Source organism: Actinomadura chokoriensis (assembly GCF_041463665.1).
Taxonomy (GTDB): Bacteria; Actinomycetota; Actinomycetes; order Streptosporangiales; family Streptosporangiaceae; genus Spirillospora; species Spirillospora chokoriensis_A.
Map to the genome: position 1 here is coordinate 299282 of NZ_JAXCEJ010000001.1, position 22910 is coordinate 322191.

The 22910-nt window shown below is 74.0% G+C and carries 24 protein-coding genes; 10 read left to right on the plus strand and 14 right to left on the minus strand.

All coding sequences use genetic code 11. The annotated features are described in order from the left end of the window. Positions 1 to 9: 9 nt before the first annotated feature. Positions 10 to 876, minus strand: a complete 867-nt coding sequence (locus SM418_RS01435) for a PHP domain-containing protein (RefSeq protein ID WP_371938725.1) — start codon at positions 874 to 876, stop codon at positions 10 to 12. Beyond that, on the minus strand, positions 876 to 1523 hold the full coding sequence (locus tag SM418_RS01440; protein WP_371938724.1) for a DUF6758 family protein: 648 nt from the start codon (positions 1521 to 1523) through the stop codon (positions 876 to 878). The genes SM418_RS01435 and SM418_RS01440 overlap by 1 nt, the downstream gene beginning before the upstream one ends. 84 nt (positions 1524 to 1607) lie before the next feature. Between SM418_RS01440 and SM418_RS01445 the strand changes: the two genes are divergently transcribed. After that, positions 1608 to 1997, plus strand: a complete 390-nt coding sequence (locus SM418_RS01445) for an NUDIX hydrolase (RefSeq protein WP_371938723.1) — start codon at positions 1608 to 1610, stop codon at positions 1995 to 1997. 50 nt (positions 1998 to 2047) lie between these two features. Here the strand turns inward: SM418_RS01445 and SM418_RS01450 are convergent, their stop codons facing one another. Both SM418_RS01450 and SM418_RS01455 read right to left on the minus strand, forming a co-directional pair. Continuing rightward, positions 2048 to 3388, minus strand: a complete 1341-nt coding sequence (locus SM418_RS01450) for a CPBP family intramembrane glutamic endopeptidase (protein ID WP_371938722.1) — start codon at positions 3386 to 3388, stop codon at positions 2048 to 2050. Positions 3389 to 3441: 53 nt separating this feature from the next. After that, the gene (locus tag SM418_RS01455) at positions 3442 to 4380 is read right to left on the minus strand and encodes an HpcH/HpaI aldolase/citrate lyase family protein (protein ID WP_371938721.1); all 939 of its coding nucleotides are present in this window, start codon (positions 4378 to 4380) and stop codon (positions 3442 to 3444) included. Between the two features lie 39 nt (positions 4381 to 4419). On the opposite strand from SM418_RS01455, the gene SM418_RS01460 reads away from it, so the two are divergent. Continuing rightward, complete coding sequence (locus SM418_RS01460) at positions 4420 to 4920, plus strand: hypothetical protein (protein WP_371938720.1); 501 nt, start codon at positions 4420 to 4422, stop codon at positions 4918 to 4920. Between the two features lie 51 nt (positions 4921 to 4971). Here the strand turns inward: SM418_RS01460 and SM418_RS01465 are convergent, their stop codons facing one another. Continuing rightward, positions 4972 to 5868 carry an RNA polymerase sigma-70 factor gene (locus SM418_RS01465; protein ID WP_371938719.1) on the minus strand — a complete coding sequence of 299 codons (897 nt, stop codon included), beginning with the start codon at positions 5866 to 5868 and terminating at the stop codon, positions 4972 to 4974. Between the two features lie 135 nt (positions 5869 to 6003). On the opposite strand from SM418_RS01465, the gene SM418_RS01470 reads away from it, so the two are divergent. Next, on the plus strand, positions 6004 to 7302 hold the full coding sequence (locus tag SM418_RS01470; RefSeq protein ID WP_371938718.1) for a magnesium transporter MgtE N-terminal domain-containing protein: 1299 nt from the start codon (positions 6004 to 6006) through the stop codon (positions 7300 to 7302). Further along, on the plus strand, positions 7299 to 7796 hold the full coding sequence (locus SM418_RS01475) for a DUF1003 domain-containing protein (protein WP_371938717.1): 498 nt from the start codon (positions 7299 to 7301) through the stop codon (positions 7794 to 7796). The genes SM418_RS01470 and SM418_RS01475 overlap by 4 nt, the downstream gene beginning before the upstream one ends. Before the next feature lie 48 nt (positions 7797 to 7844). Here SM418_RS01475 and SM418_RS01480 read toward each other — a convergent pair whose 3' ends face one another. Next, a complete protein-coding gene (locus tag SM418_RS01480) occupies positions 7845 to 8315 on the minus strand; it encodes a MarR family winged helix-turn-helix transcriptional regulator (protein ID WP_371938716.1) in 471 nt (156 codons plus the stop codon). A gap of 110 nt (positions 8316 to 8425) precedes the next feature. On the opposite strand from SM418_RS01480, the gene SM418_RS01485 reads away from it, so the two are divergent. Further along, complete coding sequence (locus SM418_RS01485; protein ID WP_371938715.1) at positions 8426 to 9565, plus strand: Mrp/NBP35 family ATP-binding protein; 1140 nt, start codon at positions 8426 to 8428, stop codon at positions 9563 to 9565. A 102-nt stretch (positions 9566 to 9667) separates the two neighbouring features. Here the strand turns inward: SM418_RS01485 and SM418_RS01490 are convergent, their stop codons facing one another. From SM418_RS01490 to sigE, 5 genes are all read right to left on the minus strand, one after another. Then, positions 9668 to 10018: a sec-independent translocase gene (locus SM418_RS01490; protein ID WP_371938714.1), complete on the minus strand. Its 351-nt coding sequence runs from the start codon at positions 10016 to 10018 to the stop codon at positions 9668 to 9670. A gap of 97 nt (positions 10019 to 10115) precedes the next feature. Beyond that, a complete protein-coding gene (locus SM418_RS01495) occupies positions 10116 to 11924 on the minus strand; it encodes a S1C family serine protease (RefSeq protein ID WP_371938713.1) in 1809 nt (602 codons plus the stop codon). A 149-nt stretch (positions 11925 to 12073) separates the two neighbouring features. Continuing rightward, complete coding sequence (locus SM418_RS01500; RefSeq protein WP_371938712.1) at positions 12074 to 13180, minus strand: sigma-E factor regulatory protein RseB domain-containing protein; 1107 nt, start codon at positions 13178 to 13180, stop codon at positions 12074 to 12076. 23 nt (positions 13181 to 13203) lie between these two features. Continuing rightward, complete coding sequence (locus SM418_RS01505; protein ID WP_371938711.1) at positions 13204 to 13830, minus strand: anti-sigma factor family protein; 627 nt, start codon at positions 13828 to 13830, stop codon at positions 13204 to 13206. 62 nt (positions 13831 to 13892) lie between these two features. Then, positions 13893 to 14630: an RNA polymerase sigma factor SigE gene (gene sigE, locus SM418_RS01510; protein WP_371938710.1), complete on the minus strand. Its 738-nt coding sequence runs from the start codon at positions 14628 to 14630 to the stop codon at positions 13893 to 13895. 182 nt (positions 14631 to 14812) lie between these two features. Between sigE and SM418_RS01515 the strand changes: the two genes are divergently transcribed. Together SM418_RS01515 and SM418_RS01520 are read left to right on the plus strand one after the other, a co-directional pair. Then, complete coding sequence (locus tag SM418_RS01515; RefSeq protein WP_371939013.1) at positions 14813 to 15472, plus strand: O-methyltransferase; 660 nt, start codon at positions 14813 to 14815, stop codon at positions 15470 to 15472. Between the two features lie 9 nt (positions 15473 to 15481). Beyond that, entirely contained in the window at positions 15482 to 16087 is a 606-nt protein-coding gene (locus tag SM418_RS01520; protein WP_371938709.1) for a hypothetical protein, read from the plus strand. A 3-nt stretch (positions 16088 to 16090) separates the two neighbouring features. Here the strand turns inward: SM418_RS01520 and SM418_RS01525 are convergent, their stop codons facing one another. After that, complete coding sequence (locus SM418_RS01525) at positions 16091 to 17551, minus strand: leucyl aminopeptidase (RefSeq protein WP_371938708.1); 1461 nt, start codon at positions 17549 to 17551, stop codon at positions 16091 to 16093. Between the two features lie 162 nt (positions 17552 to 17713). Beyond that, complete coding sequence (locus SM418_RS01530; protein WP_083946426.1) at positions 17714 to 17881, minus strand: DUF3117 domain-containing protein; 168 nt, start codon at positions 17879 to 17881, stop codon at positions 17714 to 17716. Positions 17882 to 18059: 178 nt separating this feature from the next. Between SM418_RS01530 and SM418_RS01535 the strand changes: the two genes are divergently transcribed. The 3 genes from SM418_RS01535 (at position 18060) to SM418_RS01545 (ending at position 22333) form a co-directional block, all read left to right on the plus strand. After that, complete coding sequence (locus tag SM418_RS01535) at positions 18060 to 18845, plus strand: enoyl-CoA hydratase-related protein (RefSeq protein ID WP_371938707.1); 786 nt, start codon at positions 18060 to 18062, stop codon at positions 18843 to 18845. Positions 18846 to 18977: 132 nt separating this feature from the next. After that, positions 18978 to 19742, plus strand: coding sequence for an ABC transporter ATP-binding protein (locus tag SM418_RS01540; protein ID WP_371938706.1), 765 nt, complete (start codon positions 18978 to 18980; stop codon positions 19740 to 19742). Between the two features lie 5 nt (positions 19743 to 19747). Continuing rightward, positions 19748 to 22333 carry an FtsX-like permease family protein gene (locus SM418_RS01545; RefSeq protein WP_371938705.1) on the plus strand — a complete coding sequence of 862 codons (2586 nt, stop codon included), beginning with the start codon at positions 19748 to 19750 and terminating at the stop codon, positions 22331 to 22333. Here the strand turns inward: SM418_RS01545 and SM418_RS01550 are convergent, their stop codons facing one another. Next, the gene (locus SM418_RS01550; protein ID WP_371938704.1) at positions 22334 to 22897 is read right to left on the minus strand and encodes a DNA-3-methyladenine glycosylase I; all 564 of its coding nucleotides are present in this window, start codon (positions 22895 to 22897) and stop codon (positions 22334 to 22336) included. Positions 22898 to 22910 lie beyond the last annotated feature (13 nt).

Genomic DNA, 22910 nt, shown 5'->3' on the forward strand with positions numbered 1-22910 from the left:
CAACGCACCCTACCGTGCTTCGCGGTTCCGATCCGGCACACGGAGATCACCGCCGGACGCGGCGGCGGCGAGCCGCTCGAACGCGTCCGGCGCGGTCGTCTCGGCGCCGAGCCGGTCGCCGGTGAGGACCCCGTGGTCGTCGCTGGAGCCGGTCACGGCGAGGCCGAGCGCGGCGGCCAGATCGCGCAGGTGTGCGCGGTCCTCGGGGACGTGGTCGGGGTGGTCGGCCTCGACCCCGGCGAGCCCGGCGGCGGCCAGGCGCTCGATCACCTCGTCCTCGAACACGTACCCCCGGCGGCGGGCGCGCGGATGCGCCAGCACGCACACTCCCCCGGCCGCGCGGACGAGCGCGACCGCCCGCTCCGGGTCCAGCGCGTACCGCTCGACGTAGGCGCGGCCGCCCTGCGCGATCCACTCGGACGTGAACGCGTCCTCCGCCCTCCTGATCACGCCCGCCTCCACCATGGCCCCCGCGATGTGCGGGCGCCCGACCGCCTCGCCTCTGGCCCGGGCGCGGACCATGCCCCACGTGACGTCCACGCCGAGGTCGCGGAGCCGGTCCACCATGCCCTGCGCGCGGACGACGCGGTCGTCGCGGATCCGGGCCAGCTCGGCGGCGAGCGCCGGATGCGCCGGGTCGAACAGGTAGCCGAGCAGGTGCAGGCTGCGGCCGTCATGCGCGCAGGACAGCTCGATGCCGGGGACGAGGGTCATGCCGTCCGGCAGGGCGCTCGCGGCGTCGTCCCACCCGGCGACGGTGTCGTGGTCGGTCAGCGCGACGACGTCCAGCCCCCGCTCCCGTGCCCGCCGGACGACCTCGGCGGGCGGCCTCGTGCCGTCGGAGGCGTCGCTGTGGCAGTGCAGATCTATGCGCATCAGTCGTCGAGCCGCGGGCTGTGGGCCCCGTAGGGAAGATCGAGGTCCATGCCCGGTTCGCGCAGGTCGAGGAGGTTCTGGCTCTCCAGCATGAGGACGCCGGCCTCGGCGGGCCACAGCACCGCCCACAGCCAGTTGCCCATCGCCTCGCCGACGTAGACGGCCCGGTCGGGCCTGGCGCCGACCGCCCACATGGGGACCGACCGTCCGCAGGTGGCGGCCGGGCCGCTGACGTCGAGCTTCACGTGCGGCGGGCTCCCGTTGAACGCCTCGCCCGGATCGGGGCCCGCGAGCCCGGCGAAGTGGGCGCCGAGCCCGATCCCGGGCTCCTCGGCGATCAGCACCATGTCGGCGGGGCCGTGCAGCAGCCCCGGACCGGACACGGCCACGGCGCTCGCCCGCACGCCCGACCGCTCGTCCCCGACCGCGGCGAACCCCGTGACGAGCCAGGCCGGCGGAAGGGGCCAGGGCGTCCAGACGGGGACCCTCGCGTCGCGCAGGACGGCGGCCAGCCCGTCGGGGCCGGGACGCTTGGACGGCTGCCTCGGCAGGACGGCGCCGTGCACGCCGCAGGTCCAGTCGCTGGACCAGAGGCCCGGCTCGCGAAGGGGACCCGCGCAGCGCGGGCACTTGGGCTCCGCCCTCATGACTACCCACCCTGCGCGGCGATGTCCCCGATCGTCAAGTTCGGGCCGGTCGCCAGGTGGGAAAGAGGGACCAAAATGGGGTCCATGAGAACGCGTTGCGTCGGCGGGATCGTGCGCGACGGCGCCGGGCGGCTGCTCCTCGTGCGGCGCGGGCGCCCGCCCGGTGAGGGCCTGTGGTCCATCCCCGGCGGGCGGGTCGAGTCCGGCGAGGACGACCCGGCCGCGGTCGCCCGCGAACTGAAGGAGGAGACCGGCCTGGACGTCCGCGTCGGCGGCCATGTCGGGACGGTCGACCGTCCCGGGCCGGACGGCGTCGTCTACGAGATCCACGACTACACGGCCACCGTGACCGGCGGGACCCTCCGCGCGGGCGACGACGCGTCCGACGTGCGCTGGGTGCGCCCGGACGACCTCGGCGGCCTCCCCGTCACGCCGGGGCTGATCGATGCGCTCGCGCAGTGGCGCGTCCTGTGAGACCGGCCTGCGGGGCAGGCTCGCGAGGCCGGGCTGCGAGACCGGCGCCGCTATGACACAGGCAGCGGCTGGGACTCGGCCGAGGTCGGCACGCCGTCCTCGGCCGTCACCCTCTGCATCCGGCTGCGCCGCGCCAGCCACACGACCACCACCGCGTAGAGCACCATCGGGACGACGTCCGCCGCCACGGCCTGCCACGGGACGCTGCCCTGCTCCATGTCGAGCTCGCCGACCGCCGCCGGGAGCAGGAACGCCATCAGGTTGTTGAACACGTGCAGGGCGATGGCGGACTCCAGCCCGCCCGTCCGCACCGTCAGCCACGCCGCGATCGCGCCGAACAGGAAGATGTCGAGGATGCCCCAGCTCGTATAGCCGTGCCCGGCCGTGAACAGCGCCGACCCGACCACGATCCCCGGCCACGGGGTGCGGAACACCACGCTGAAGGCCCGGCCGATGCGGCTCCCGGCGTTCTCCAGCGTGCAGGCGCCCACGGCCTGGAGCAGCCAGCCGCGGAAGACGTACTCCTCCGCCGCCGACTGGAACGGCACCAGCAGGACGATCACGATCGCCGGGGCCAGGAACGCGTCCCAGCCGACCCAGTGCTCGTCGCCGCCGGACTGGTCGTCCATCGCGACGGACGCCGCGATGGACGTCCCGTACGACACGACGCAGAACAGGACGGCGAGGCCGCAGCACACCAGCATCCAGCGCCACCGCAGCCGTCCCACGACCGACGAGAGCGTGCCGGGCCGCCGCCGCTGGACCACCCACGCGGCCGCCAGCGCCACCGGCAGGAACAGGGCGAGCGATCCCAGCTCGAACGCGAGATCCGCGGTGTCGTTGCCGAAGACCGAGTCGGTGTCGTCCAGATCCGGCGACCCCCCGGTGACCAGCGTCTGCACGAGAAATCCGACGAGCATCAGCGCGATCGCGAGACCCATCCCGACGACGAGGACCGCGAGGCTCCCCACCAGCGGCCGCCACCACCGGTGCGCCTCGTTCCGCGCCGCCTGGTGGAACGGCCTGCCCTCCGGCGGGGCCACCGTCCAGGACCGCTGGGCGGGCGGCGCGCCGTACCCCGGCCCGTAAGGCGCGGGCCCGTACGCCTGCCCCCAGCCGTTCGGCCGGCCCCACGCGTGCGGCTGCGCAGGCGCCCCGTCCCAGGAGGGCGACCCGGGCGCATACCCCGGAGCACCCCCGTACGGCTGCGGCTGAGGCTGTGCCGGCTGATACGGCTGTGCGGGCTGATACGGCTGTGCGGGCTGATGCCGCTCGTACGGCTGTGCGGGCGGCTGCTGGGGGGAGAGCTCCTGCTGGGCCTGGGGCTGCTGGTCGCTCGGCACCGGGGGGTCCGGGGGCGCCCAGCCGTTCGTATCCCCTGGTTCTGACACGCTCGACCCCTCCCCGTGAACCTTCGCGTACGTGGGACGAATCGTACGGGCCGTCAGTTCCCCTCCGGGTCGAAGCGCTTCGTGCGGGTCAGCCCGGCGGCGCGGCCTTTGGCGGCGATGACGAGCGCCATCTTGCGGGACGCCTCGTCGATCATCTCGTCGCCGAGGGTGGCGGCGCCGCGCCCCTCGCGCAGGGAGTGCTCGTAGGCGTCCAGGATCAGCTCGGCGTGGTCGTAGTCGTCCTGGGTCGGGGAGAACACCGCGTTCCCGGCCTCGATCTGGGACGGGTGCAGCACCCATTTGCCGTCGAAGCCGAGGGCGGCGGAGCGCCGCGCGACGCGGGTGAAGGCGTCCACGTCGCGGACGTTGAAGTAGGGCCCGTCGATGGCCTGCAGGCCGTGGGCGCGGGCGGCGATCAGGATTCGCATGAGGATGTGGTGGTAGGCGTCGCCCTCGGTGTAGCCGGGGGGCTGCTCGCCGACCACGAGGGTCTTCATGTTGAGGGACGCCATGAGGTCGCCCGGCCCGAGGACGAGCGTCTCCAGCCGGGGCGAGGACGCGGCGATCGCGTCGGCGTTGACCAGGCCGCGGGCGTCCTCGATCTGGGCCTCGATGCCGATGCGGCCCACCGGCAGGCCCGCGGCCCGCTCGATCTGCGTGAGCAGCCGGTCCAGCCACTGGACGTGGGTGGCGTCCGACACCTTGGGCAGCATGATCGCGTCCAGGTTCGCGCCGGCGCCCTCGACGACCTCGATCACGTCCCGGTACGCCCAGGCGGTGTCGAGGTCGTTCACCCGGACCACCCGGGTCTTCCCGGACCAGTCGCCCTCGTTGAGCGCGGCGGCGACGGTCTTGCGGGCGTCCTCCTTGGCGGACGGCGCGACGGCGTCCTCCAGGTCGAGGAAGATCTCGTCGGCCGGGAGCCCCTGCGCCTTCTCGATGAAGCGCGGGTTGCTGCCCGGGACGGCGAGGGTGGTACGTCGAGAGCGCATGGCCCGGATGCTATCCAGCGGGTGTGAGACCCTTCGGACATGGGGCTGAACACGGCGCTGGTGGAGGAAGCGGCCAAGAAGTCCGGGCTGCTGTGGCTGGACCTGCCCGGCCTGCCGCAGCCGAGGGCCGCCTGGCACGTGTGGCATGACGGCTCCGCCTACGTGCTGACCGGCGGCGAGGGCGAGCAACCGCTCCCCGGCCTGCCGGAGTCGGCGCAGGTCACCGTGATCCTGCGCAGCAAGGACAAGGGCGGCCGGCTCGTCTCCTTCGTCGCCGACGCCGAGATCGTCGAACCCGGCTCCGAACTGTGGGACGAGGTGACCCCGGTCCTCGCCAAGGAGCGGCTCAACGCCCGCACCCACGAGGGCCAGGTGGAGACGTGGGCGGCCGAGTCGTGGATCGTCCGGCTGACCCCGGCGGGCGAGGCCGCCCAGGCGCCGGACGAGTACGCGACCGTCCGGCCGGTGCCGACCCCGGCGACGACCGCCGGCGCGCCGCCGCGCATGTTCGGCGGCAAGCGCCGCCGGGCCGACCGGTAGGTCACGTCGGCCCGGCGTCACATCGGCAGGCGGGCAAGCCGGCCAGGCGGGTCACATCGGCAGGCGGCGGCCCTCCGCGAGGGAGCGGAGCTTGTCCGGGTTGGCGACCAGGTGGATCGACCGGACCTTGCCGCCGGGGTCGATGTCGACGGTGAAGGCGCTGATCGGGCCGTCCGGGCCGGCCACGATGACGGCCGGTTCGCCGTTGATCTCGACGCGCCGGAACCGCATGTCGGCGGGCGCCACGCCCGCGTAGGGACGGCCGCCGATCCCGCCGAAGAAGCGGCCCACCTTGTCTGCGCCGAAGATCACCCGGCGCGGGGCGCGGACCTTGCCGCCGCCGTCCGACCACAGCGCGACGTCGGGGGCGAGGACCTCCATGAGCCGGTTGATGTCGCCGCCGATCACCGCGTCCATGAACCGCTCGGTCGCGGCGCGCCGCTCGGCTCCGCCGGCCTCGAAGCGGGGGCGCCGCGCCTCGACGTGCTTGCGGGCGCGGGTCCCGAGCTGCCGCACGGACGCCTCCGACCGCTCCAGCGCCTTCGCGATCTCCGTGTACGGGTAGCCGAAGACCTCCTTGAGGACGAACACGGCGCGTTCCAGCGGGCTCAGCGTCTCCAGGACGACCAGCATCGCCATCGACACCGACTCCGACAGCTCGGCGTCCTCGGCGACGTCCGGGGAGGTCAGCATCGGCTCCGGCAGCCACGGCCCCACGTACGTCTCGCGCCGCGCCTGCGCCGAGCGCAGCCGGTCGAGCGCGACATTGGTGGTGATCCGGACGAGATACGCCTTCGGATCGGCCACCCCGGACCGGTCCCCGGCCGACCAGCGCAGCCAGGCGTCCTGCACCGCGTCCTCGGCGTCGGTCGCCGTGCCCAGCATCCGGTAGGCGACGGCGAACAGCAGGTTCCGGTGCTCCTCGAAGGACTCGAAGGGTTCGTCCATGATCCGTAGCCTCGCATCTCGGGAAGTCCCATCACACCCTCGCCTGAACGACGAGGCGCCCGCCCGGGATGTGACATGCCCCAAAAGCGACACGCCCCGGAAGTGACACGGGCGATCATGGGTAGTGTCCTCGCCATGAGCGGAGCTCCGACGCGGGTGTTCATCGCCCGGCTCGCGGGCATCGCGGTGTTCGATCCGGCAGGGGACCAGGTCGGCAGGGTCCGCGATGTCGTGGTCGCGCTGCGGCTCGCGCCGCGGCCGCCGCGGGTGCTCGGGCTGGTGGTGGAGGTCGCGACGCGGCGGGCGGTCTTCCTGCCGATCACGCGGGTGACGGTGATCGAGGCGGACGCGATCATCTTCGACGGCCGGCTGAACGTGCGGCGGTTCAGCAAGCGCGAGTCCGAGACGCTCGTCATCGCCGAGATGCTGGACCGGACGGTCCGGTTCTCCGGCGGCGGCGAGGCCGTCTCCGTGGTGGACGTGGCGATGGAGCCGACCCGCACCCGCGACTGGCTGATCACGAAGATCGCCGTCAGCCGCCGGACCGGGCGCGGGCTGCGCAAGCGCGGGGAGAGCCTGGTCGTCGACTGGGACGCCGTGGAGGGCTTCTCCGCCGTCGAGCACGGGCAGGGCGCCGCCGGGCTGATCGCCGCGTTCGGCCAGCTGAAGGCCGCCGACCTCGCCAACGTCGTGCACGAGCTGTCGGAGAAGCGGCGCGCCGAGGTCGCGGCGGCGCTGGACGACGAGCGGCTCGCCGACGTCCTGGAGGAGCTGCCCGAGGACGACCAGGTCGAGATCCTCGGCAAGCTGGGCGTGGACCGGGCCGCCGACGTCCTGGAGGCGATGGGCCCCGACGACGCCGCCGACCTGCTCGGGGAGCTGCCGACGGAGCAGCGGGAGCAGCTGCTCACGCTGATGGAGCCGCACGAGGCGGCGCCGCTGCGGCGGCTGCTCACCTACCACGACCACTCGGCGGGCGGGCTGATGACCACCGAGCCGGTGGTCGTCCCGCCGGACGCGACGGTCGCCGAGGCGCTCGCGCTGATCCGCCGCCCCGACCTGAACCCGGCCCTCGCCGCGCAGGTGTACGTGTGCCGGGCGCCGAGCGCGACGCCGACCGGCCAGTACCTCGGCACGGTGCACTTCCAGAGGCTGCTGCGCGAGCCGCCGCCGACGCTGGTCAGCGGGATCGTGGACACCGAACTGGACCCACTGCGTCCGACGATGTCGCTGGAGGCGGTCGCGATGTTCCTGGCCACCTACAACCTCGTCGCGGCGGCCGTGGTGGACGAGAACGGGCACCTGCTGGGCTCGGTGACGATCGACGACGTGCTCGACCACCTGCTGCCCGAGGACTGGCGAGAGGCCGCGATGGACGCCACCGCCGAGGCGTCCGCGGATCCCGAGGAAGAGGCTCTCCGGGGGACGACATGATGACCACACGCCCGATGCCCGCCCGCCTGGACCAGCCGAGGGAGATCCGCCGGACGCTGCTGCCGCGCCCCCGCTACGATCCCGAGTTCTTCGGGCGGCTGGCCGAGCGGATCGCGCGGTTCCTCGGGACGGCCCGGTTCATCGTCTACATGACCGTGTTCATCGCGGTGTGGCTCAGCTGGAACGTGTTCGCCCCGCCGTTCCTGCGGTTCGACCCGTACCCGTTCATCTTCCTGACGCTGATGCTGTCGCTCCAGGCGTCCTACGCGGCGCCGCTGATCCTGCTCGCGCAGAACCGGCAGGACGACCGGGACCGCGTCCAGTACGAGCAGGACCGGGCCCGCAACGACCGCAGCATCGCCGACACCGAGTACCTGACGCGGGAGATCGCCGGGCTCCGGGTGGCGCTGAGCGAGGTCGCCACCCGCGACTTCCTGCGCTCGGAACTCCAGCAGATCATCAGGGAGCTGGACGCCAAGGAACACGTCCGCTAGGCGGAACGGGCGAGGGCCCGGGGCAGGACGGCCCAGGCGTTCACGCGGTCAGGCGGTCAGGCGGTCAGGCGGTACGGTCTCGTCGGCGAGCTTGTCGAGGATGGTGCCGAGGGTGCGCAGGTCGGGCTCGTCCAGCCGGCTGAGCACGTGCTCCTGGACGCCCTGCCGGTAGGTGGGGGTGGCGTCGGCGAGCCGGTCCCGGCCGGCGGCGGTGAGGACGGCGTACAGGCCGCGGGCATCGTCCGTACAGGACTGCCGGATCACCAGCCCGTCGCGCTGCAACCGGTCGACGAGCCTGGTCAGGCCGCTGCGCGACAGCAGGACGCGGTCGGCGAGGTCGTTCATCCGCAGCCGGCCGCCCGCCGCCTCGCCGAGGTGCATCAGCACCTCGTAGGAGCCGAGGGCGAGGCCGTGCCGGGCCAGCAGGTCGGCCGCCAGGCGGCGGGAGATCTGTGCCTGCGCCCGCAGCATGGTCCGCCAGACGACCAGCTCGGCGGCCGAGAGGGAACCGTTTTCCACCGGACCGATGTTACGGGCGGCGGGCCGCTCGCGCGAAGGAGACCCACCTGACATGTGACGACGGACACCCTGATTAACGGGTAGCGGCCTCGGGTTCATACCATGGGCGCATGGCCTCCCAACTGACTGCCGAGCGGGTGACCGAGGCTCTCGCCACGGTGAACGATCCTGAGATCCACAAGCCCATCACCGAGCTCGACATGGTCAAGAGCGTCGACATCGACGCGGACGGCACCGTCCGCGTCGGCGTCTACCTGACCGTGGCCGGGTGCCCGATGAAGGACACCATCACCAAACGGGTCACGGAGGCCGTGTCCAGGCTCGACGGCGTCGCCTCGGTGCAGGTCGAGCTGGACGTGATGAGCGAGGAGCAGCGCAAGGCGCTGCAGACCAAGCTGCGCGGCGGACAGCCCGCCAAGGAGATCCCGTTCGCCAAGCCGAACTCGCTGACCAAGGTGTACGCGGTGGCGAGCGGCAAGGGCGGCGTCGGCAAGTCGTCGGTGACCGTGAACCTCGCCGCCGCGCTGGCCGCGCAGGGCCGCAAGGTCGGCGTCGTCGACGCCGACATCTACGGCCACTCGGTGCCGCGGATGCTGGGCGTGCAGAACCCGCCCACCAAGGTCGAGGACATGATCCTGCCGCCGACGGCGCACGAGGTGAAGGTGATCTCGGTCGGCATGTTCACCGCCGGGAACCAGCCGGTCGTGTGGCGCGGGCCGATGCTGCACCGGGCGCTCCAGCAGTTCCTCTCGGACGTGTACTGGGGCGACCTCGACATCCTGCTGATGGACCTGCCGCCCGGCACCGGCGACATCGCGATCTCCGTCGCGCAGCTGCTGCCGTCCGCGGAGATCCTGGTGGTCACCACCCCGCAGCAGGCCGCCGCCGAGGTGGCCGAGCGGGCGGGCGCGATCGCCGCGCAGACGCACCAGCAGGTCGTCGGCGTGATCGAGAACATGTCCTACCTGTCGTGCCCGCACTGCGGCGAGCAGCAGTTCATCTTCGGCGAGGGCGGCGGCCAGACGGTCGCGGACGCGCTCACGAAGACCCTCGGGACCCGCGTCCCCATGCTCGGCCAGGTGCAGATCGACCCGCGGCTCCGCGAGGGCGGCGACAACGGCGTCCCGCTCGTCCTGTCCGACCCGGACGCGGGCGCCGCCAAGGAGCTGCGCACCATCGCCGACAAGCTCGCCGGCCGCAGCCGCGGCCTCGCGGGGATGTCCCTGGGCATCTCCCCCAAGGGCCGCTGACGCGCGACGCCCCTCACGCCCCTGCGAGTGAACCGACCCTGCGAGTGAAGGAGGCCCCGCCGGACGCCCGGCGGGGCCTCTTTCACGCGTGTCTCGTGCCGATCAGGTGGCCTCGTTGTCGAACGGCGGCTTCTTGCCGTCCAGGTCGTTGGCCGACGTCGCGTACGAGGGCTCGTCGTCGAACAGGCTGGAACCGTTCGTGCTCGTGAGGCCGGGCTCGTCCTCGAACAGGTGCTTGCGGACGAACGTCTTGGGGTTGAGGTCGTTGAGGTCGAAGTCCTTGAACTCCGGCCCGAGCCCTTCCTGAAGGTCCGCCTTGGCGCTGTCGGCCATCTGCCGGAACTGCCGCAGCATCCGCCCCGCCTGCCCGGCCACCTGCGGCAGCTTGTCCCCGAAGATGACCAGGGCGAGGACGACGAGCACCGCCATCTCACCGAGTCCGACGTCGAACAACCCGTCCTCCACAAGCCGCCAGGGGCCGGTCCGCGCGGACCGACCCCCTCAGCGTATCCCGAGCCCGGATGAACCGGACGTGAACACCCCTGCCGTTCTAGTCGGCGCTCAGCGTCAACTGGACGTTGCTCTCCTTGCCGTCGCGCTCGTAGGTGACCGTGATCCGGTCGCCGGGCGCGCGGCTGCGGATCTGCGCGATCAGGTCGGTGGCGTCCTCGATCGGCTTGTCGTCCACCTTGGTGATCACGTCGCCGGGCTTCAGCCCCGCCTTGTCGGCCGGGCCGCCCTTGGTCACCGGGTCCTGCCCCTGGACCGGCTGCGGCATGATCCGGGCGCCGCCGTCCTGGTAGCGGGGGTCGGGCAGCACGCCGAGCTTCGCCATCCGGACGCGGCCGCTGCGGATGATCTCCTCGGCGACCCGCTTGCCCTGGTTGATCGGGATCGCGAAGCCGAGGCCGATGCTGCCGCTCTGCTGCTCGCCGCCGAGCGACTGGCCGCCGAGCGTCGCGATCGCGGTGTTGATGCCGACGACGCGGCCCTTCGCGTCCACCAGCGGGCCGCCCGAGTTGCCGGGGTTGATCGCCGCGTCGGTCTGGATCGCGTTGAGGTAGGAGGCGTCCCCGCCGCCCTCGCCCTGCGTCGGCACGGCCCGGTTCAGCGAGCTGACAATGCCGGTGGTGACCGAGCCCTGCAGGCCGAGCGGCGAGCCGATCGCGATCACCGGGTCGCCGACGGCGATCTTGCTGGAGTCGCCGACCGGCAGCGGCGGCAGCGAGTGCTGGCCCTCCGGCTTGAGCACCGCCACGTCCGAACTGGGGTCGGCGCCCTTGACGGTCGCGGGCAGCGTCTTCTTGTCGTTGAAGACGATCTGGATCTGCCCGCTCCCCCCGGAGCCGGCGACGACGTGGTTGTTCGTGACGACGTAGCCGCCGTTCACGATGAAGCCGGTCCCGCCGACCTCGCCCTGCGCGGACTGCACGCGGATCATGACGACGCTCGGCAGCACCCGCTGCGCGACGCCGGCGACGGAGTCCGGCGGGCGGGCCTGCACCTTGGTGTCGCTGCTGTCGCTGCCGCCGAGGCTCACCGAGCCGCCGTCGCCGTCGCCGTCCGTGGCGATGACGCCGATCCCGGCGCCGACGGCGCCGGCCACCAGCGCGACGATCAGCGCGACGATGGCGAGCAGCCCGAGGCCCGGACCGCCGCGCGAGGACGACGGCATCGCCGGCACGGGCGCCCAGTTGGGGCCGGTGCCCGCGGGCGGCATCCCGTAGCCGGACATCGGCCGCGGCCCGGGACCGCCGGGCGGCGGGCCCATCGGCGCGGGCGGCGGGCCCATCGGCGGGCGGGCGCCCGCGGGCGGCGGCGGGCCCTGGTGGGACTGGTGCGGCCAGCCGCCGTACGGGCCGCCCTGCGCGGCGCGCGGGTCGGCGTTGTGGGGGACGAACCCGGGCCGCGGGCGGTCGTCGTCCGCGGCGGGCTTGTCGAGCGCGACGGGCGGCGGGGGCTGCGGCATGTCGCGGGGCGGGACGTCCTGCAGCGGCACCTCCTGCGGCCCCATGTCTCCCGCGGCGCCGCCGGAGAGCACGTCCTCGCTGGTGTCGGGCGGGTTCCCGAGCGAGTCCGGCGGCGCGAACCCTCCGGCCACCAGGCGGTCGCCCGCATTGCCGGTTTCGCCGCCGGTTTCGCCGCCGGGTCCGGTGCCGTGCTCCCGGCCCGGCTCCGGGTCGTCGGCCTCGGCCCGGGGCCCCGGTCCGGGGTCGTCCACCGGCTGGTCCGCCAGGATCTCCTGGTCGGTCACCGTCTCGGGAGGAGTCGCCGCCTCCTGCCGTTCAGGCTCCCGGCCGGAGACGACCCCGTCGTCGTCCGACGGCGCCCCACCCGGCCCGCGGTTGTCTTCCGTCATCCCCATCTCTCCTACCGAGCATGGTTCTCATCATCCGTGCTCATGCTGCCCGGAAAGGCATGTGGCGAGCATAAGACGTGCCGGCCCTGACCAATGACCTCCGACCCCACCACGGTCCCCAATTTGGCCGCCAATAAGGACGTACCGGGTCAGTCGCCCGGATTCACCGCCGACGCGAGGCGGCGGGCGCCCCGGGAAAGCCGTGCCCAGAGGGTGTCCGTGCCGCGCGGCATGCTCACGGCGACCGACTCGGCCGTGCTCAGCGGCGCGTCGGTCAGCACGGTGTAGACGTAGCCCTTCCCGGCCGACACGGCCCAGCGCCGCAGCGACTCGCGGCGGTACACGGTCCGGCCTCGCCGGACGGTCTTCTGCCAGCCGGGCAGCCCGCCGTCGCCGAGGCTGCCGCGCTGCACGAACACGGAGACGGCGGCGAGGCCGTCGGAATAGCTGAGGTGGACGGCGCCGCCGTCCTTCTCGCGGCGCACGTCGTAGAGGGTGAGCCGGCCGGGCAGGTCGTCCGGGACGGGCCACCCGCGGTCGCGGAGCCGGGCGATCCCGGCCCGGTCCAGCCGCTCCCCCCACGCGCTCGCGGCGGACGCGGAACCGGCGCTCTCGGCCGGGTCGCCCCCGCTGGACCCGGGGAAGCGCAGCAGCCCGCCCCGGTGCGGGCCGGGCACCATCTGCTCCTCCGGCGGCACGGTGAAGCTGATCTCGCTGAAGCCGGTGACGATCACGGGATGGCCCTCGGCGTCGATCAGCTCACGGTGCAGCATCAGCCCGGTCTCGCGGTCGATCCAGAAACGTCCGGCCGAACTGCCGTCCGCCCGGCGGGCCTCGACGACGCGGGCCGGCCGGCCGCAGATCGCCGCGTCCGCCGCGCGCACCACCGCGTAGTTGCGGGTCAGCAGGGCGAGGGTCCGCGGGGTGAAGCCGGTGGTGTCCCCGGCGGCGGACTCGGGCCGGTAGCCGGTCCCGCTCGTCGCCGACCGGTAGCGGATGCCCTCGCCGGGCCGGTGCGTGACGGCGACGCGGGACGTGGCGGACTTGCTGCGGTCCCACGTGGTGAGGAACCGCCGGCCCTCGTAGGGGACGTCGCGGGCGGCGTCGGCGGCGGCGCGCAGCAGCCCCACGGCGCCGGGATCGCTGCGGGCGGCGCGGCGGCCGGCGTCCGGGCCGCCGGGCAGCAGACCGGCGAGGGCGATCGCCCCCGCGAGCCCGCCGGCCAGGACGGCGTACCGCAGTCCGCGCCCCGCCATGCCCCTCATGGCGGCCGGCGCGGTCACGGCCCGGGAGAGACCTGGACCTGGTAGACCGGGTCGGTGAGCGGATCGGTCATCGGCGCGTCCCCGGAGGTCAGCGCATGCTCGACGGCGAAGCGGTCGAAGGCGGGCGTGACGGTCGGCGCGTCCTGCCGGCCGCCCGCGACGTAGGAGGCGGTGCCGATGCCGAGGAAGAGCGTGGCGGCGCCGACGACCAGGTAGCGGCGCCGGGGGTGGAGCTGGACGGTGGTGGCGTGCCCGGCCGGGCGGTTGTCGCGCGGGCGCCCGGCGGGGGACGTCCTCGCCGGCCGGGTGGATGATCGCAGCGGCCGGGCGGGACGCCGCGGGGGCGCGCCGGCGGGCGGCGCGGGCGGCGGGCCCGGCGGCACGTCGGCGGGCACGGACGGCTCGGCGGCCACGGGCAGCGAGCGCAGCCGGGTCAGGAAGTCGGGGGTCGGCAGGTCGTCGGTGCCGTCCGTCGCGGGGAGCTCGGACAGGCCCCGGAGCCGTCCCTTGAGGCTGCGCAGGACCGCCGCCTCGGCCCGGCAGTGGGCGCATCCCGCGAGATGGGCGAGCACGCGTTCGCGCTCGTCGTGTCCCAGCTCATCGTCGACCAGAGCGGTCAGACGCTCCCCCAGACAACTCACGCCGCCTCCGTCGGTTCCATTCGATCGGGCGCGCGGTCCCGCCCCGCGCGCGTCGGGTACGGCTACGCGCCGCCGGGCTGCGGCAGCGCGCCGCCGGCCGCGTGCAGGCCCCCCGCCGGCGCCGCGGCCTCGCCGTCGTCGGCGGTGGCCCGTGCCTCCACCACCTGGTAGTCGTTCCTGGTGCCCGGCCTGCGCCGGGTGGGCGCGCGGTGCTCCAGCGCGGCGCGCAGCTGCGCCCGCCCCCGGTGGATGCGGCTGCGGACGGTGCCGAGCTTGACGCCGAGCGTCGCGGAGATCTCCTCGTAGGACAGCCCCTCGATGTCGCACAGCACGACGGCCGCGCGGTACTCGGGGGCCAGCGCGTCGAGGGCGTCCTGGACGTCGGCGTCGAAGTTGGTGTCGTCGAACGCCTGCGCCGGGGTCGGCTCGCGGCCCTGGAGGCGCTCGGCGGCGTCGTCGGCGAGCCCCTCGAAGCGGATGCGCTGGCGGCGCCGCGCCATGTCGAGGAACAGGTTCGTGGTGATGCGGTGCAGCCAGCCTTCGAATGTTCCGGGCGTGTAGTTCGACAGCGAGCGGAACACGCGGACGAAGACCTCCTGGGTGAGGTCCTCGGCGTCGTGCTGGTTGCCGGTCAGCCGGTAGGCCAGCCGGTAGACGCGCGCGGAGTGCTCGCGGACGACCTCGTCCCAGGACGGCGGCGCCCACTCGGCCTCGGGGGCGTTCTCGCGGGTGCGAGCGGCGTTCCCCTGCCTGGCGCCGACCCCCACAGCGCTTCTGAAACTGAGTGCTGCGACTCCCATGGTGCCGGGCTGTTCCTCTCTCGTGAGCCAAGGTTCTCGCCTTGGAACGGCACGGTCTCGCCTGGGCTGGGGCGGTTCTGGACCGACTTCGACACTGGCTGCGCGGATGCGCCTCCCGGTGGCTACAACGCGCTGTAACTCCAGTTCGTTCCCTGTCAACGATATGGTCTTTCCACATGAGGATGCGGGGGTCCCGCGAGGAGGCAGCCATCGACGCCATTCAGGCCACCCGGGCCTACGTGGAGGATTTCCTCCCCGAAGACGAGCCGCTCCTTGCCGCCAGGCGGCGCGGCGAGGAGGTCGGCGCGTCCCCGATCGGCCCCGCGGGCGGTGCGGCGCTGCGCTTCCTCACCACGCTGATCGGCGCGCGGACGGTCGTGGAGGTCGGCTCCGGCTGCGGCGTGTCCGGCGTCTGGCTGATGCGCGGCATGCCCAAGGACGCGGTGCTGACGAGCGTGGACATCGAGCCCGAGAACCAGCGGCTGGCGAAGCTCGCCTACCGGGAGGCGGGCCTGTCCGGCTTCCGCACCCGGATGATCAGCGGGCCGGCGCTGGAGGTGCTGCCCCGGCTGACCGACGGCGCCTACGACATGGTCTTCTGCGACGCCGACAAGCGGGAGTACCCCGAGTACCTGACGGACGCGCTGCGGCTGCTGCGGCCCGGGGGCGTGGTCGCGTTCGACAACGCGCTGTGGCACGACCGGGTCGCCGACTCCGGTCACCGCGACCCCGACACCGAGGCGATCCGCGAGGTGCACCGGATGATCCGCGACGACGAGCGCCTCGTCCCCCTGCTCGTCCCGGTGGGCGACGGGCTCCTGTGCGCGGTCAAGCGCGGCTGAGCGACGGCCATGGACACGGTCGAGACGCGCGAGTCGTTCGCGGTGCGGATCCGGGTGACGTGGCGCGGGGCGTCCCAGGTGGTGGCGCTCGCGATCCTGTTCGCCGCTTCGGTGGCGTTCGTGACGGGCGGGGTGCTGCGCGGCGCCGGGCTGGGCAGCGTCATGTCCATGGTGCTCGGGGCCGCGGGCCTCGTGCTGTTCGGGGCGGGCCTGCTGATCTCGGCCGGCGGGATGCTGGCGCGCCGTCCCGTCCTCGAACTGGACGGGGCCGCGGTGCGGCGCCCGGCGCGCTGGCCGCTGCCGCGTTCGGCCGGGCGGTCGCTGCCCTGGGACGAGGTGTCCGCGATCGCGGCGCTGCGGCGCGGCGTGGCCGGCAGCCGCCGGGGCGAGCAGGACTACCTGGTCTTCCTGCCGACCGCGGAGCTGGCGGAGCTGGCGCGCACGTCGGACCGGCCCGGCCTCGTGGCGTTCACCATCCGGGACGTGCCGGCCACGGCGGCGGCCGTGCCGTGGTGCTTCGCGGTGGAGCCGGGCTGGGACGCGACGCTCCCGGAGATCGTGAAGGAGGCCCGGCTGCGCCGCCGCGTCCCGGTGATCGACCGCCGGACGAAGTGACGCTCAGGCCGCCAGCCAGTCCAGCAGGAGGCGGACGCCGAAGCCGGTCGCGCCGCGGGTGAGCTCGGCGTCGTCGGACGCGGCGCGCCCCGGGCCGGCGATGTCGAGGTGCGCCCAGGGGCGGTCGCCGGCGAACTCGCGCAGGAACAGCGCCGCCGTGATGGCGCCGCCGCCGTAGCCGCCGCGCCCGATGTTGGCGACGTCGGCGACGTCGGAGTCGATCGCGGGGCGGTAGTCGGCCGTCAGCGGGAGCCGCCATACCGGCTCGCCCGCCGCCGTCCCGGCGCGGGTGAGCGCGTCGGCGAGGGCGTCGTCGGTGGCGAACAGCGCCGCGTGCCGCAGGCCGAGCGCGACCTTCGCGGCGCCGGTGAGCGTCGCGACGTCGACGACCGCGTCGGGGGCGAGTTCCGCGTTCGCGTAGGCGAGCGCGTCGGCGAGGACGAGCCGCCCCTCGGCGTCGGTGTTCAGCACCTCCGAGGTCGTCCCGCCGAAGTGGGCGATCACGTCGCCGGGGCGCATCGACGACCCGGACGGCATGTTCTCCGCCGCCGCGATCAGGCCGGTGACGCGGGCGCGGACGCCGAGCTCGCGCAGCGCGCCCATCACCGCGATGACCGCGCCGCCGCCCGCCATGTCGGTCTTCATCGTCTTCATGTTGTCGTTCGGCTTCAGCGACAGGCCGCCGCTGTCGAACGTGATGCCCTTGCCGACCAGCACGATGTGCTCGTCGGCCGGGCCTTCGGGCCGGTAGGAGAGTTCGATCAGCCGGGGCGGCCGGGCCGACCCGCCGCCGACGGCGAGCAGGCCGCCGAACCCCTGCTCGGCCAGTTCCTTCTCGCCGCGCACGCGTACGGCGAGGCCCGCGTCCGCGGCGACCTGCTCGGCCTGGGCGGCGAGCCAGGACGGGTCCTTCTCCCCGGCCGGGGTGTTGGCGAGGTCGCGGGCCAGCGCGGTGGCCCGCGCCCGCGCGGTGCCCCGTTCGATCGCCGGGGCGTCGGCCTCCGGCCCGGCCTCGGTCAGCACGGCGAGGGTGCCGAGCGCCTTCCGGGCGGCCGGGGCGCCGATCTTGAACTCGTAGCAGGCGAGCAGCGCGCCCTCGACGAAGGCGGCGAGATCGCCGTCCGGCACGCCGGCGACGAGGACGTCGCGGCCCTTGCCGCGGCGGGCCAGCGCGGCGCCGGCCCTGCGCAGGTCGGCCGGGGCCGCGTCGCCCACCCCGTACAGCAGCAGTTCCCGGACCCGGTCGCCGACGCGGACCTGGGCCGCGGTGATCTCTCCCGGCTCGCCCTTGGCCCTGTGCAGCTCCAGCAGCTCGTCCAGCGTGAAGGGCAGCGCCTTCGCGACCTCCGCCGCGGGCGCCACCGGGCCCTTGCGGACGGGGACCGCCACCGCCTCGGCCCCGAGGTCGACCGCCGTCTGCGACACGGTGCCGCCGGCGCCGTGGACACGGGTCTCGATGGGCATGGTGCAGGTCCCCCTGGTCTTGCTCTGAGTGCGTCTTGCTGTGAGTGCGTCTTGCTCTGAGTGCGTCTTGCTGTGAGTGCGTCTTGCGCTGGGTACGGAAATGGCAAGGGCCCCGGCGGCGTCGCCGGGACCGTCACCAACAGGTCGGGAGCGGTGGAGCCGTCAGCCCACGACGCCCTTCAGCGCCTCGCCTAGCTCCTTGGCCTCGTCGGCGGAAAGCTCGACCACGAGGCGGCCGCCGCCTTCGAGGGGGACCCGCATGACGATCCCGCGTCCCTCCTTGGTCACTTCGAGCGGACCGTCTCCCGTCCGCGGCTTCATCGCCGCCATGCGTGCATCCCCTTCCTGCCTAGGGCCGCGGCCTCGCACACCGTTGGCCGCGTGGCCGCGTGTCGCATCCGCGTCATCAGTAGTGGTCCATTATCTCGTCTTCCGGGCGCGAAGTGGTAACGATCAGCCTCCAGATCGGAAGATGGGAAGATCTGCGACGGAACTGGGAGGACATGACATGGCTGAGACCGTGCTGTACGACGTGACCGACGGTGTGGGGACGATCACACTCAACCGTCCGGACGGAATGAATTCGCTGACGACCGAGATGAAGGAGCTGCTGCGCGCGACGGTGGTGCGCGCCGCCGCGGATCCGGCCGCCCGCGCGGTGATCCTCACCGGTGCCGGCCGGGCCTTCTGCGCCGGGCAGGACCTGCGCGAACACGCCGACAACCTTGCCGCCGGGAAGGGGCTCGACGACACCGTCCGCAAGCATTACAACCCGATCGTGCTGGCCCTCGCCGGGATGCGCAAGCCGGTGGTGGCGGCGGTGAACGGCGTCGCGGCGGGCGCGGGCGCGGCGCTGGCGTTCGCCTGCGACCTGATCGTGGCGTCCGACAAGGCCAGGTTCGCGACCGCGTTCACCGGGATCGGCCTGGCCCCCGACAGCGGCATGTCGTGGACGCTGCAGCGCCTCGTCGGCCGTGCGAAGGCGGCCGAGCTGCTGCTGCTCGGCGAGCCGGTGCAGGCGGACCAGGCGCTGGAGCTGGGCCTGGTGAACCGGGTCCTCCCGGCGGACGAGCTGGCCCCGGCGTCGGTCGAGCTGGCGCGGCGCCTCGCGTCCGGCCCGACGGTCTCCTACGGCGCGGTGAAGGCGGCGCTCGACCACGCGGCGACGCGCGAGCTGGCGTCCGCGCTGGAGCGGGAGGCCGAGCTTCAGGACGAGTGCGCGGAGACCGAGGACCACCGGAACGCGACCGAGGCGTTCCTGAAGAAGGAGCGGCCGACGTTCGAAGGCCGCTAGAGGCGGGCCAGCGGGCCGGCGGGCAGCGGGGCCGGCGGGCAGCGGGGCCGGTCGAGGGTAGGGCTTTCCCCCGCATCCACCGGGGAGGCTCCGCCAATGCCGCCGAGGGGGCGCCGGCGGTTGGCTTGAGGCATGATCCAGACAACCGTCGCCCCCTCTGCGGGGCATGTCCATGACCACGTCGCCGTCGCCCGCGACGTCGTCAAGTCGTACGGGACGGGCGAGCACGCGGTGACCGCGCTGCGCGGCGTCTCAGCGGCGTTCCCGCGCGGCCGGTTCACCGCGATCATGGGGCCGTCCGGCTCCGGGAAGTCGACGTTCCTGCACTGCATGGCCGGGCTGGACACCGTCTCGTCCGGCTCGGTCCTCATCGGGGACGTGGACATCACCGAGCTGTCACGGACGCGGCTGACGAAGCTGCGCCGCGACCGGCTCGGCTTCGTGTTCCAGTCGTTCAACCTGCTGCCGATGCTGACGGCGGAGGAGAACATCCGGCTGACCGGGCGCCTGGGGAACCGCCGCGCCGACCGCGCGTGGTTCGCCGAGATCGTGGACGCGCTGGGCCTGCGGGAGCGGCTGTCGCACCGTCCGGCCGAGCTGTCGGGCGGGCAGCAGCAGCGGGTCGCAGTGGCGCGGGCTCTGCTGACGCGGCCGGAGGTGCTGTTCGCCGACGAGCCGACCGGGAACCTCGACTCGCGGTCGGGCGCCGAGGTGCTGGGGTTCCTGCGCCGCGCGGTGGACGCCTACCGGCAGACGGTGATCATGGTCACTCACGACCCGGGCGCCGCCGCGCGCGCCGACCGGGTGCTGTTCCTCGCCGACGGGATGATCGTCCGCGAGCTGCACTCCCCCACCGTCGACCAGGTGCACGACGTGATGCGCCGGATGGAGGGCTGATCGCCGTGTGGCTCATCGCGCGCCGCTCCTTCGCCGAAGGCTGGACGCGGCTGGCCGCCACGCTGCTGGCGGCCCTCTTCTCGATCGGGCTGATCGCGGGCTCGCTCCAGTTCGCGCTGCGGGCCCAGGAGGCGGTGTCGGGCACCGACGCCAGCGAGTACTCCCGCGCGGACGTGCTCGTCCAGGGCGGAACCACCGACGCCGACGACCCCTTCTCGGCGCCGGACGGCCGGGTCGCCCTGAGCTCGGTGGCGGGACGGCCGGGGGTCGCGGCGGTGGCCGGGGACGCGATGGTCCCGGTGACCGCGAACGGGTCCGACGGCAAGATGATCCTCTCCCCCGCCGGCGGCGGGACGACGCTGCGGCCGTGGACGTCCGAGGCGGGCCTGAACCCGTACCGCCTGGAGTCGGGACGCGCACCGGCCGCGGACGGCGAGGTCGCGGTCACCCGGCATGTGGCGCGGGCCGGGAAGCTGGACGTCGGCGACCCGCTGAAGGTGCTGCTCCCGAAGCGGAGCGGCACCATGAAGATCGTCGGGATCGTCACCGTGCAGGGGCACGGCGCGGTCCAGAGCGGTGACCTGCTGCTGGCGGCGCCCTCGTCCGTCCAGCGGGCGGCGGGCCTCCCGGCCGGGACGTGGCAGAGCGTCTGGGTGCGGGCGGCGCCGGGCGTCCCGGCGGCGAGGCTCCGCGGCGGCCTGGCCCGCGCCCTCGGCGAGGACGTCACCGTCCGCACCGCCGCGAGCGTGCGGAACGCCCAGGCGGCCGAGCTGCGGGGGGCGGGCGCGTCGATCGGCGGCGCGATCGGCATGCTCTCGTCCGTCGCGGTGTTCGTCGGGCTGTTCGTCGTGGCGAACACGTTCGGCACGCTCGTCCGGCAGCGGACCCGGCGGCTGGCGCTGCTCAGCGCGATCGGCGCGACGCCCCGGCAGATCAAGCGGCTGATCAGGTTCGAGGCGCTCGCGCTCGGCGCGGTCGCCTCGGCCGGCGGGGTGCTGCTCGGCTACCCGGTGTCGGCGCTGCTCACCCGCCTGTTCGCCGAGGACGGCTTCGACATCTCCGCCGCCGACGCGCAGTTCGGCTGGATCGCGCTCGCGGCACCGGCCGCCGCCGGGATCGTCGTCACCCAGTTCGCGGCCTGGCGGGCCGCGCGCCGCGCCGCCCGGATCTCGCCGATGCAGGCGCTGCGGGCCGCGAGCGCCGACGCCCCCGGCCGCCGCTGGCCCCGGCTTCTGGGCGCCCTCGCCGTGTTCGCCTGCGCCTGGCTGTTCTTCGGCGGCGTCTTCGGGATCAGGTACGAGGAGCCGCCCGGCCCGGAACGCACCGCCGGCGTCTGCGTCATGGTCCTGATGGGCTGCATGACGACGGTGGCGGCGCTCGCCGTCCTCGCCCCCTTCTTCGTCGGCCCCCTCGGCGGGCTGGTCGGGCGTGTCGGGACGGCCGTCAGCGGCGAGGCCGGGCGGCTCGCCCGCGCCACGATCACCCGCAGCCCGCGCCGGGTGTCGTCGGCCGCGTCGTCGCTCATGCTCGGCGTGGCGCTGGTCGGCTCGACCGCGCTGATCGTCCTGTCGGTGAACGCCCGGTTCGGCGCGGCCGGCGACCAGGTGATGCGGGCCGAGCACGCGATCGCCGCGACCGGCGTGACGTCGAGCGGCCCGGCGCCGCTGCCGCGCGACGCGGCGGCCAGGGCCGCCGCCGTGCCCGGCGTGTCCGCCGCGACCGCGCTGACGGTGTCGGACGTCAAACTCGTCGATCCCCCGCCGAGGCGGCCCTCGCCGGAGGAGGCCCCGGAGCCGGTGTACCTGACGGTGACGGGCGCTGACCAGGCGACGCTGCCGTCCGTCCTGAGGCTCGGCGGGCGCCTGCCCCGGCTCGGGCCCGGCGAGGTCGGCCTCACCTCCACCGTGATGGAGGCGCAGAAGATCAGGAAGGGCCAGAAGATCGTCGTGCGCGGCGCCCAGGGCAGGATGCCGCTGACGGTCGCGGGCGCCTACCACGACCCGTCCCACCTGTTCGCCGACCAGGCCGTGGTGTCGCCCGCGACCATGGACCGCCTGGACCCCGACGCCTCCACCCGGGTCGTCCTCGTCCGGGGCGGCTCCGAGCGGGCCCTCTCCGGCGCGTTCGCGAACGCCCAGGGCGTGCAGGTGCTCGACAAGTCCGCCTATGTCAAGACGGCGGCCGGCGCGATGACGAAGGGGATGCGGGTCATCTACGGGTTCATCGGCATGGCGCTCGTCCTCGCCCTCTTCGGAATGGCGACGACCGTCTCGCTGAGCGTCGGCGAGCGGACCCGCGAGTTCGGGCTGCTCGGCGCCGTCGGCGCGACGATGACGCAGATCAAGTCGATCGTCCGCTGGGAGGCCGCCACCGTCGTCCTGCTGGGCGGCCTCCTCGGCATCGGGACCGCGCTCGGCACGGCCTACCTGATGCACGTCGCGACGGGCAGCTCGTTCCTGGCGCCGAACCCGCCCTGGTGGCTCTTCCCCGCCGTCATCGTCGGCGCGGCGGCCGTCACCCTCGCGACGTCGGCCCTGCCGGCCCGCCGGGCCGCCGCCGTGCCCGTCCTCGAAGCCGCCAAGGCGGAGTGACTAGCGGAAGGCGCAGCCGGTCAGATGGTCGTTCACCAGGCCGCACGCCTGCATCAGGGCGTAGGCCGTGGTGGGGCCGACGAAGCGGAAGCCGTGCTTCTTCAGCTCCTTCGACAGGGCCTTCGAGCCGCTCGTGTAGGCGGGGACGTCGGCCATGTCGGCGGGCGCGGGGGCGCCCGGGTCGGCGTAGCGCCAGGCCGTCGCGGCGAGGCCGCCCGGCAGGTCGAGGGCGGCGCGGGCGTTGCCGATGGCCGCGTCGATCTTCGCCCGGTTCCGGACGATGGAGGCGTCGGCCATCAGCCGCTCGACGTCGTCCGGGCCGAAGGCGGCGACCTTCTCCGGGTCGAAGCCGTGGAAGGCGGCACGGAAGTTCTCCCGCTTGCGCAGGATCGTCAGCCACGACAGCCCCGACTGGAACGCCTCCAGGCAGAGCTTCTCGTAAAGCCCCACGTCGTCGCGGACGGGACGGCCCCACTCGTCGTCGTGGTAGGCGATGTAGTCGGGCGCCGACAGCCCCCACGGGCAGCGCGCCAGCCCGTCCTCCCCAAGAATCGCAGTGCTCACCCCGCCGTTCTAC

What these genes read in the sequence shown, in the direction of transcription:
- SM418_RS01435 (WP_371938725.1), bottom strand. Translation starts at nt 876, where the DNA reads ATGCGCATAGATCTGCACTGCCACAGCGACGCCTCCGACGGCACGAGG.
- SM418_RS01440 (WP_371938724.1), bottom strand. Translation starts at nt 1,523, where the DNA reads ATGAGGGCGGAGCCCAAGTGCCCGCGCTGCGCGGGTCCCCTTCGCGAG.
- SM418_RS01445 (WP_371938723.1), top strand. Translation starts at nt 1,608, where the DNA reads ATGAGAACGCGTTGCGTCGGCGGGATCGTGCGCGACGGCGCCGGGCGG.
- SM418_RS01455 (WP_371938721.1), bottom strand. Translation starts at nt 4,380, where the DNA reads ATGCGCTCTCGACGTACCACCCTCGCCGTCCCGGGCAGCAACCCGCGC.
- SM418_RS01460 (WP_371938720.1), top strand. Translation starts at nt 4,420, where the DNA reads ATGGGGCTGAACACGGCGCTGGTGGAGGAAGCGGCCAAGAAGTCCGGG.
- SM418_RS01465 (WP_371938719.1), bottom strand. Translation starts at nt 5,868, where the DNA reads ATGGACGAACCCTTCGAGTCCTTCGAGGAGCACCGGAACCTGCTGTTC.
- SM418_RS01470 (WP_371938718.1), top strand. Translation starts at nt 6,004, where the DNA reads ATGAGCGGAGCTCCGACGCGGGTGTTCATCGCCCGGCTCGCGGGCATC.
- SM418_RS01475 (WP_371938717.1), top strand. Translation starts at nt 7,299, where the DNA reads ATGATGACCACACGCCCGATGCCCGCCCGCCTGGACCAGCCGAGGGAG.
- SM418_RS01485 (WP_371938715.1), top strand. Translation starts at nt 8,426, where the DNA reads ATGGCCTCCCAACTGACTGCCGAGCGGGTGACCGAGGCTCTCGCCACG.
- SM418_RS01495 (WP_371938713.1), bottom strand. Translation starts at nt 11,924, where the DNA reads ATGACGGAAGACAACCGCGGGCCGGGTGGGGCGCCGTCGGACGACGAC.
- SM418_RS01500 (WP_371938712.1), bottom strand. Translation starts at nt 13,180, where the DNA reads ATGGCGGGGCGCGGACTGCGGTACGCCGTCCTGGCCGGCGGGCTCGCG.
- sigE (WP_371938710.1), bottom strand. Translation starts at nt 14,630, where the DNA reads ATGGGAGTCGCAGCACTCAGTTTCAGAAGCGCTGTGGGGGTCGGCGCC.
- SM418_RS01515 (WP_371939013.1), top strand. Translation starts at nt 14,813, where the DNA reads ATGCGGGGGTCCCGCGAGGAGGCAGCCATCGACGCCATTCAGGCCACC.
- SM418_RS01520 (WP_371938709.1), top strand. Translation starts at nt 15,482, where the DNA reads ATGGACACGGTCGAGACGCGCGAGTCGTTCGCGGTGCGGATCCGGGTG.
- SM418_RS01525 (WP_371938708.1), bottom strand. Translation starts at nt 17,551, where the DNA reads ATGCCCATCGAGACCCGTGTCCACGGCGCCGGCGGCACCGTGTCGCAG.
- SM418_RS01530 (WP_083946426.1), bottom strand. Translation starts at nt 17,881, where the DNA reads ATGGCGGCGATGAAGCCGCGGACGGGAGACGGTCCGCTCGAAGTGACC.
- SM418_RS01535 (WP_371938707.1), top strand. Translation starts at nt 18,060, where the DNA reads ATGGCTGAGACCGTGCTGTACGACGTGACCGACGGTGTGGGGACGATC.
- SM418_RS01540 (WP_371938706.1), top strand. Translation starts at nt 18,978, where the DNA reads ATGATCCAGACAACCGTCGCCCCCTCTGCGGGGCATGTCCATGACCAC.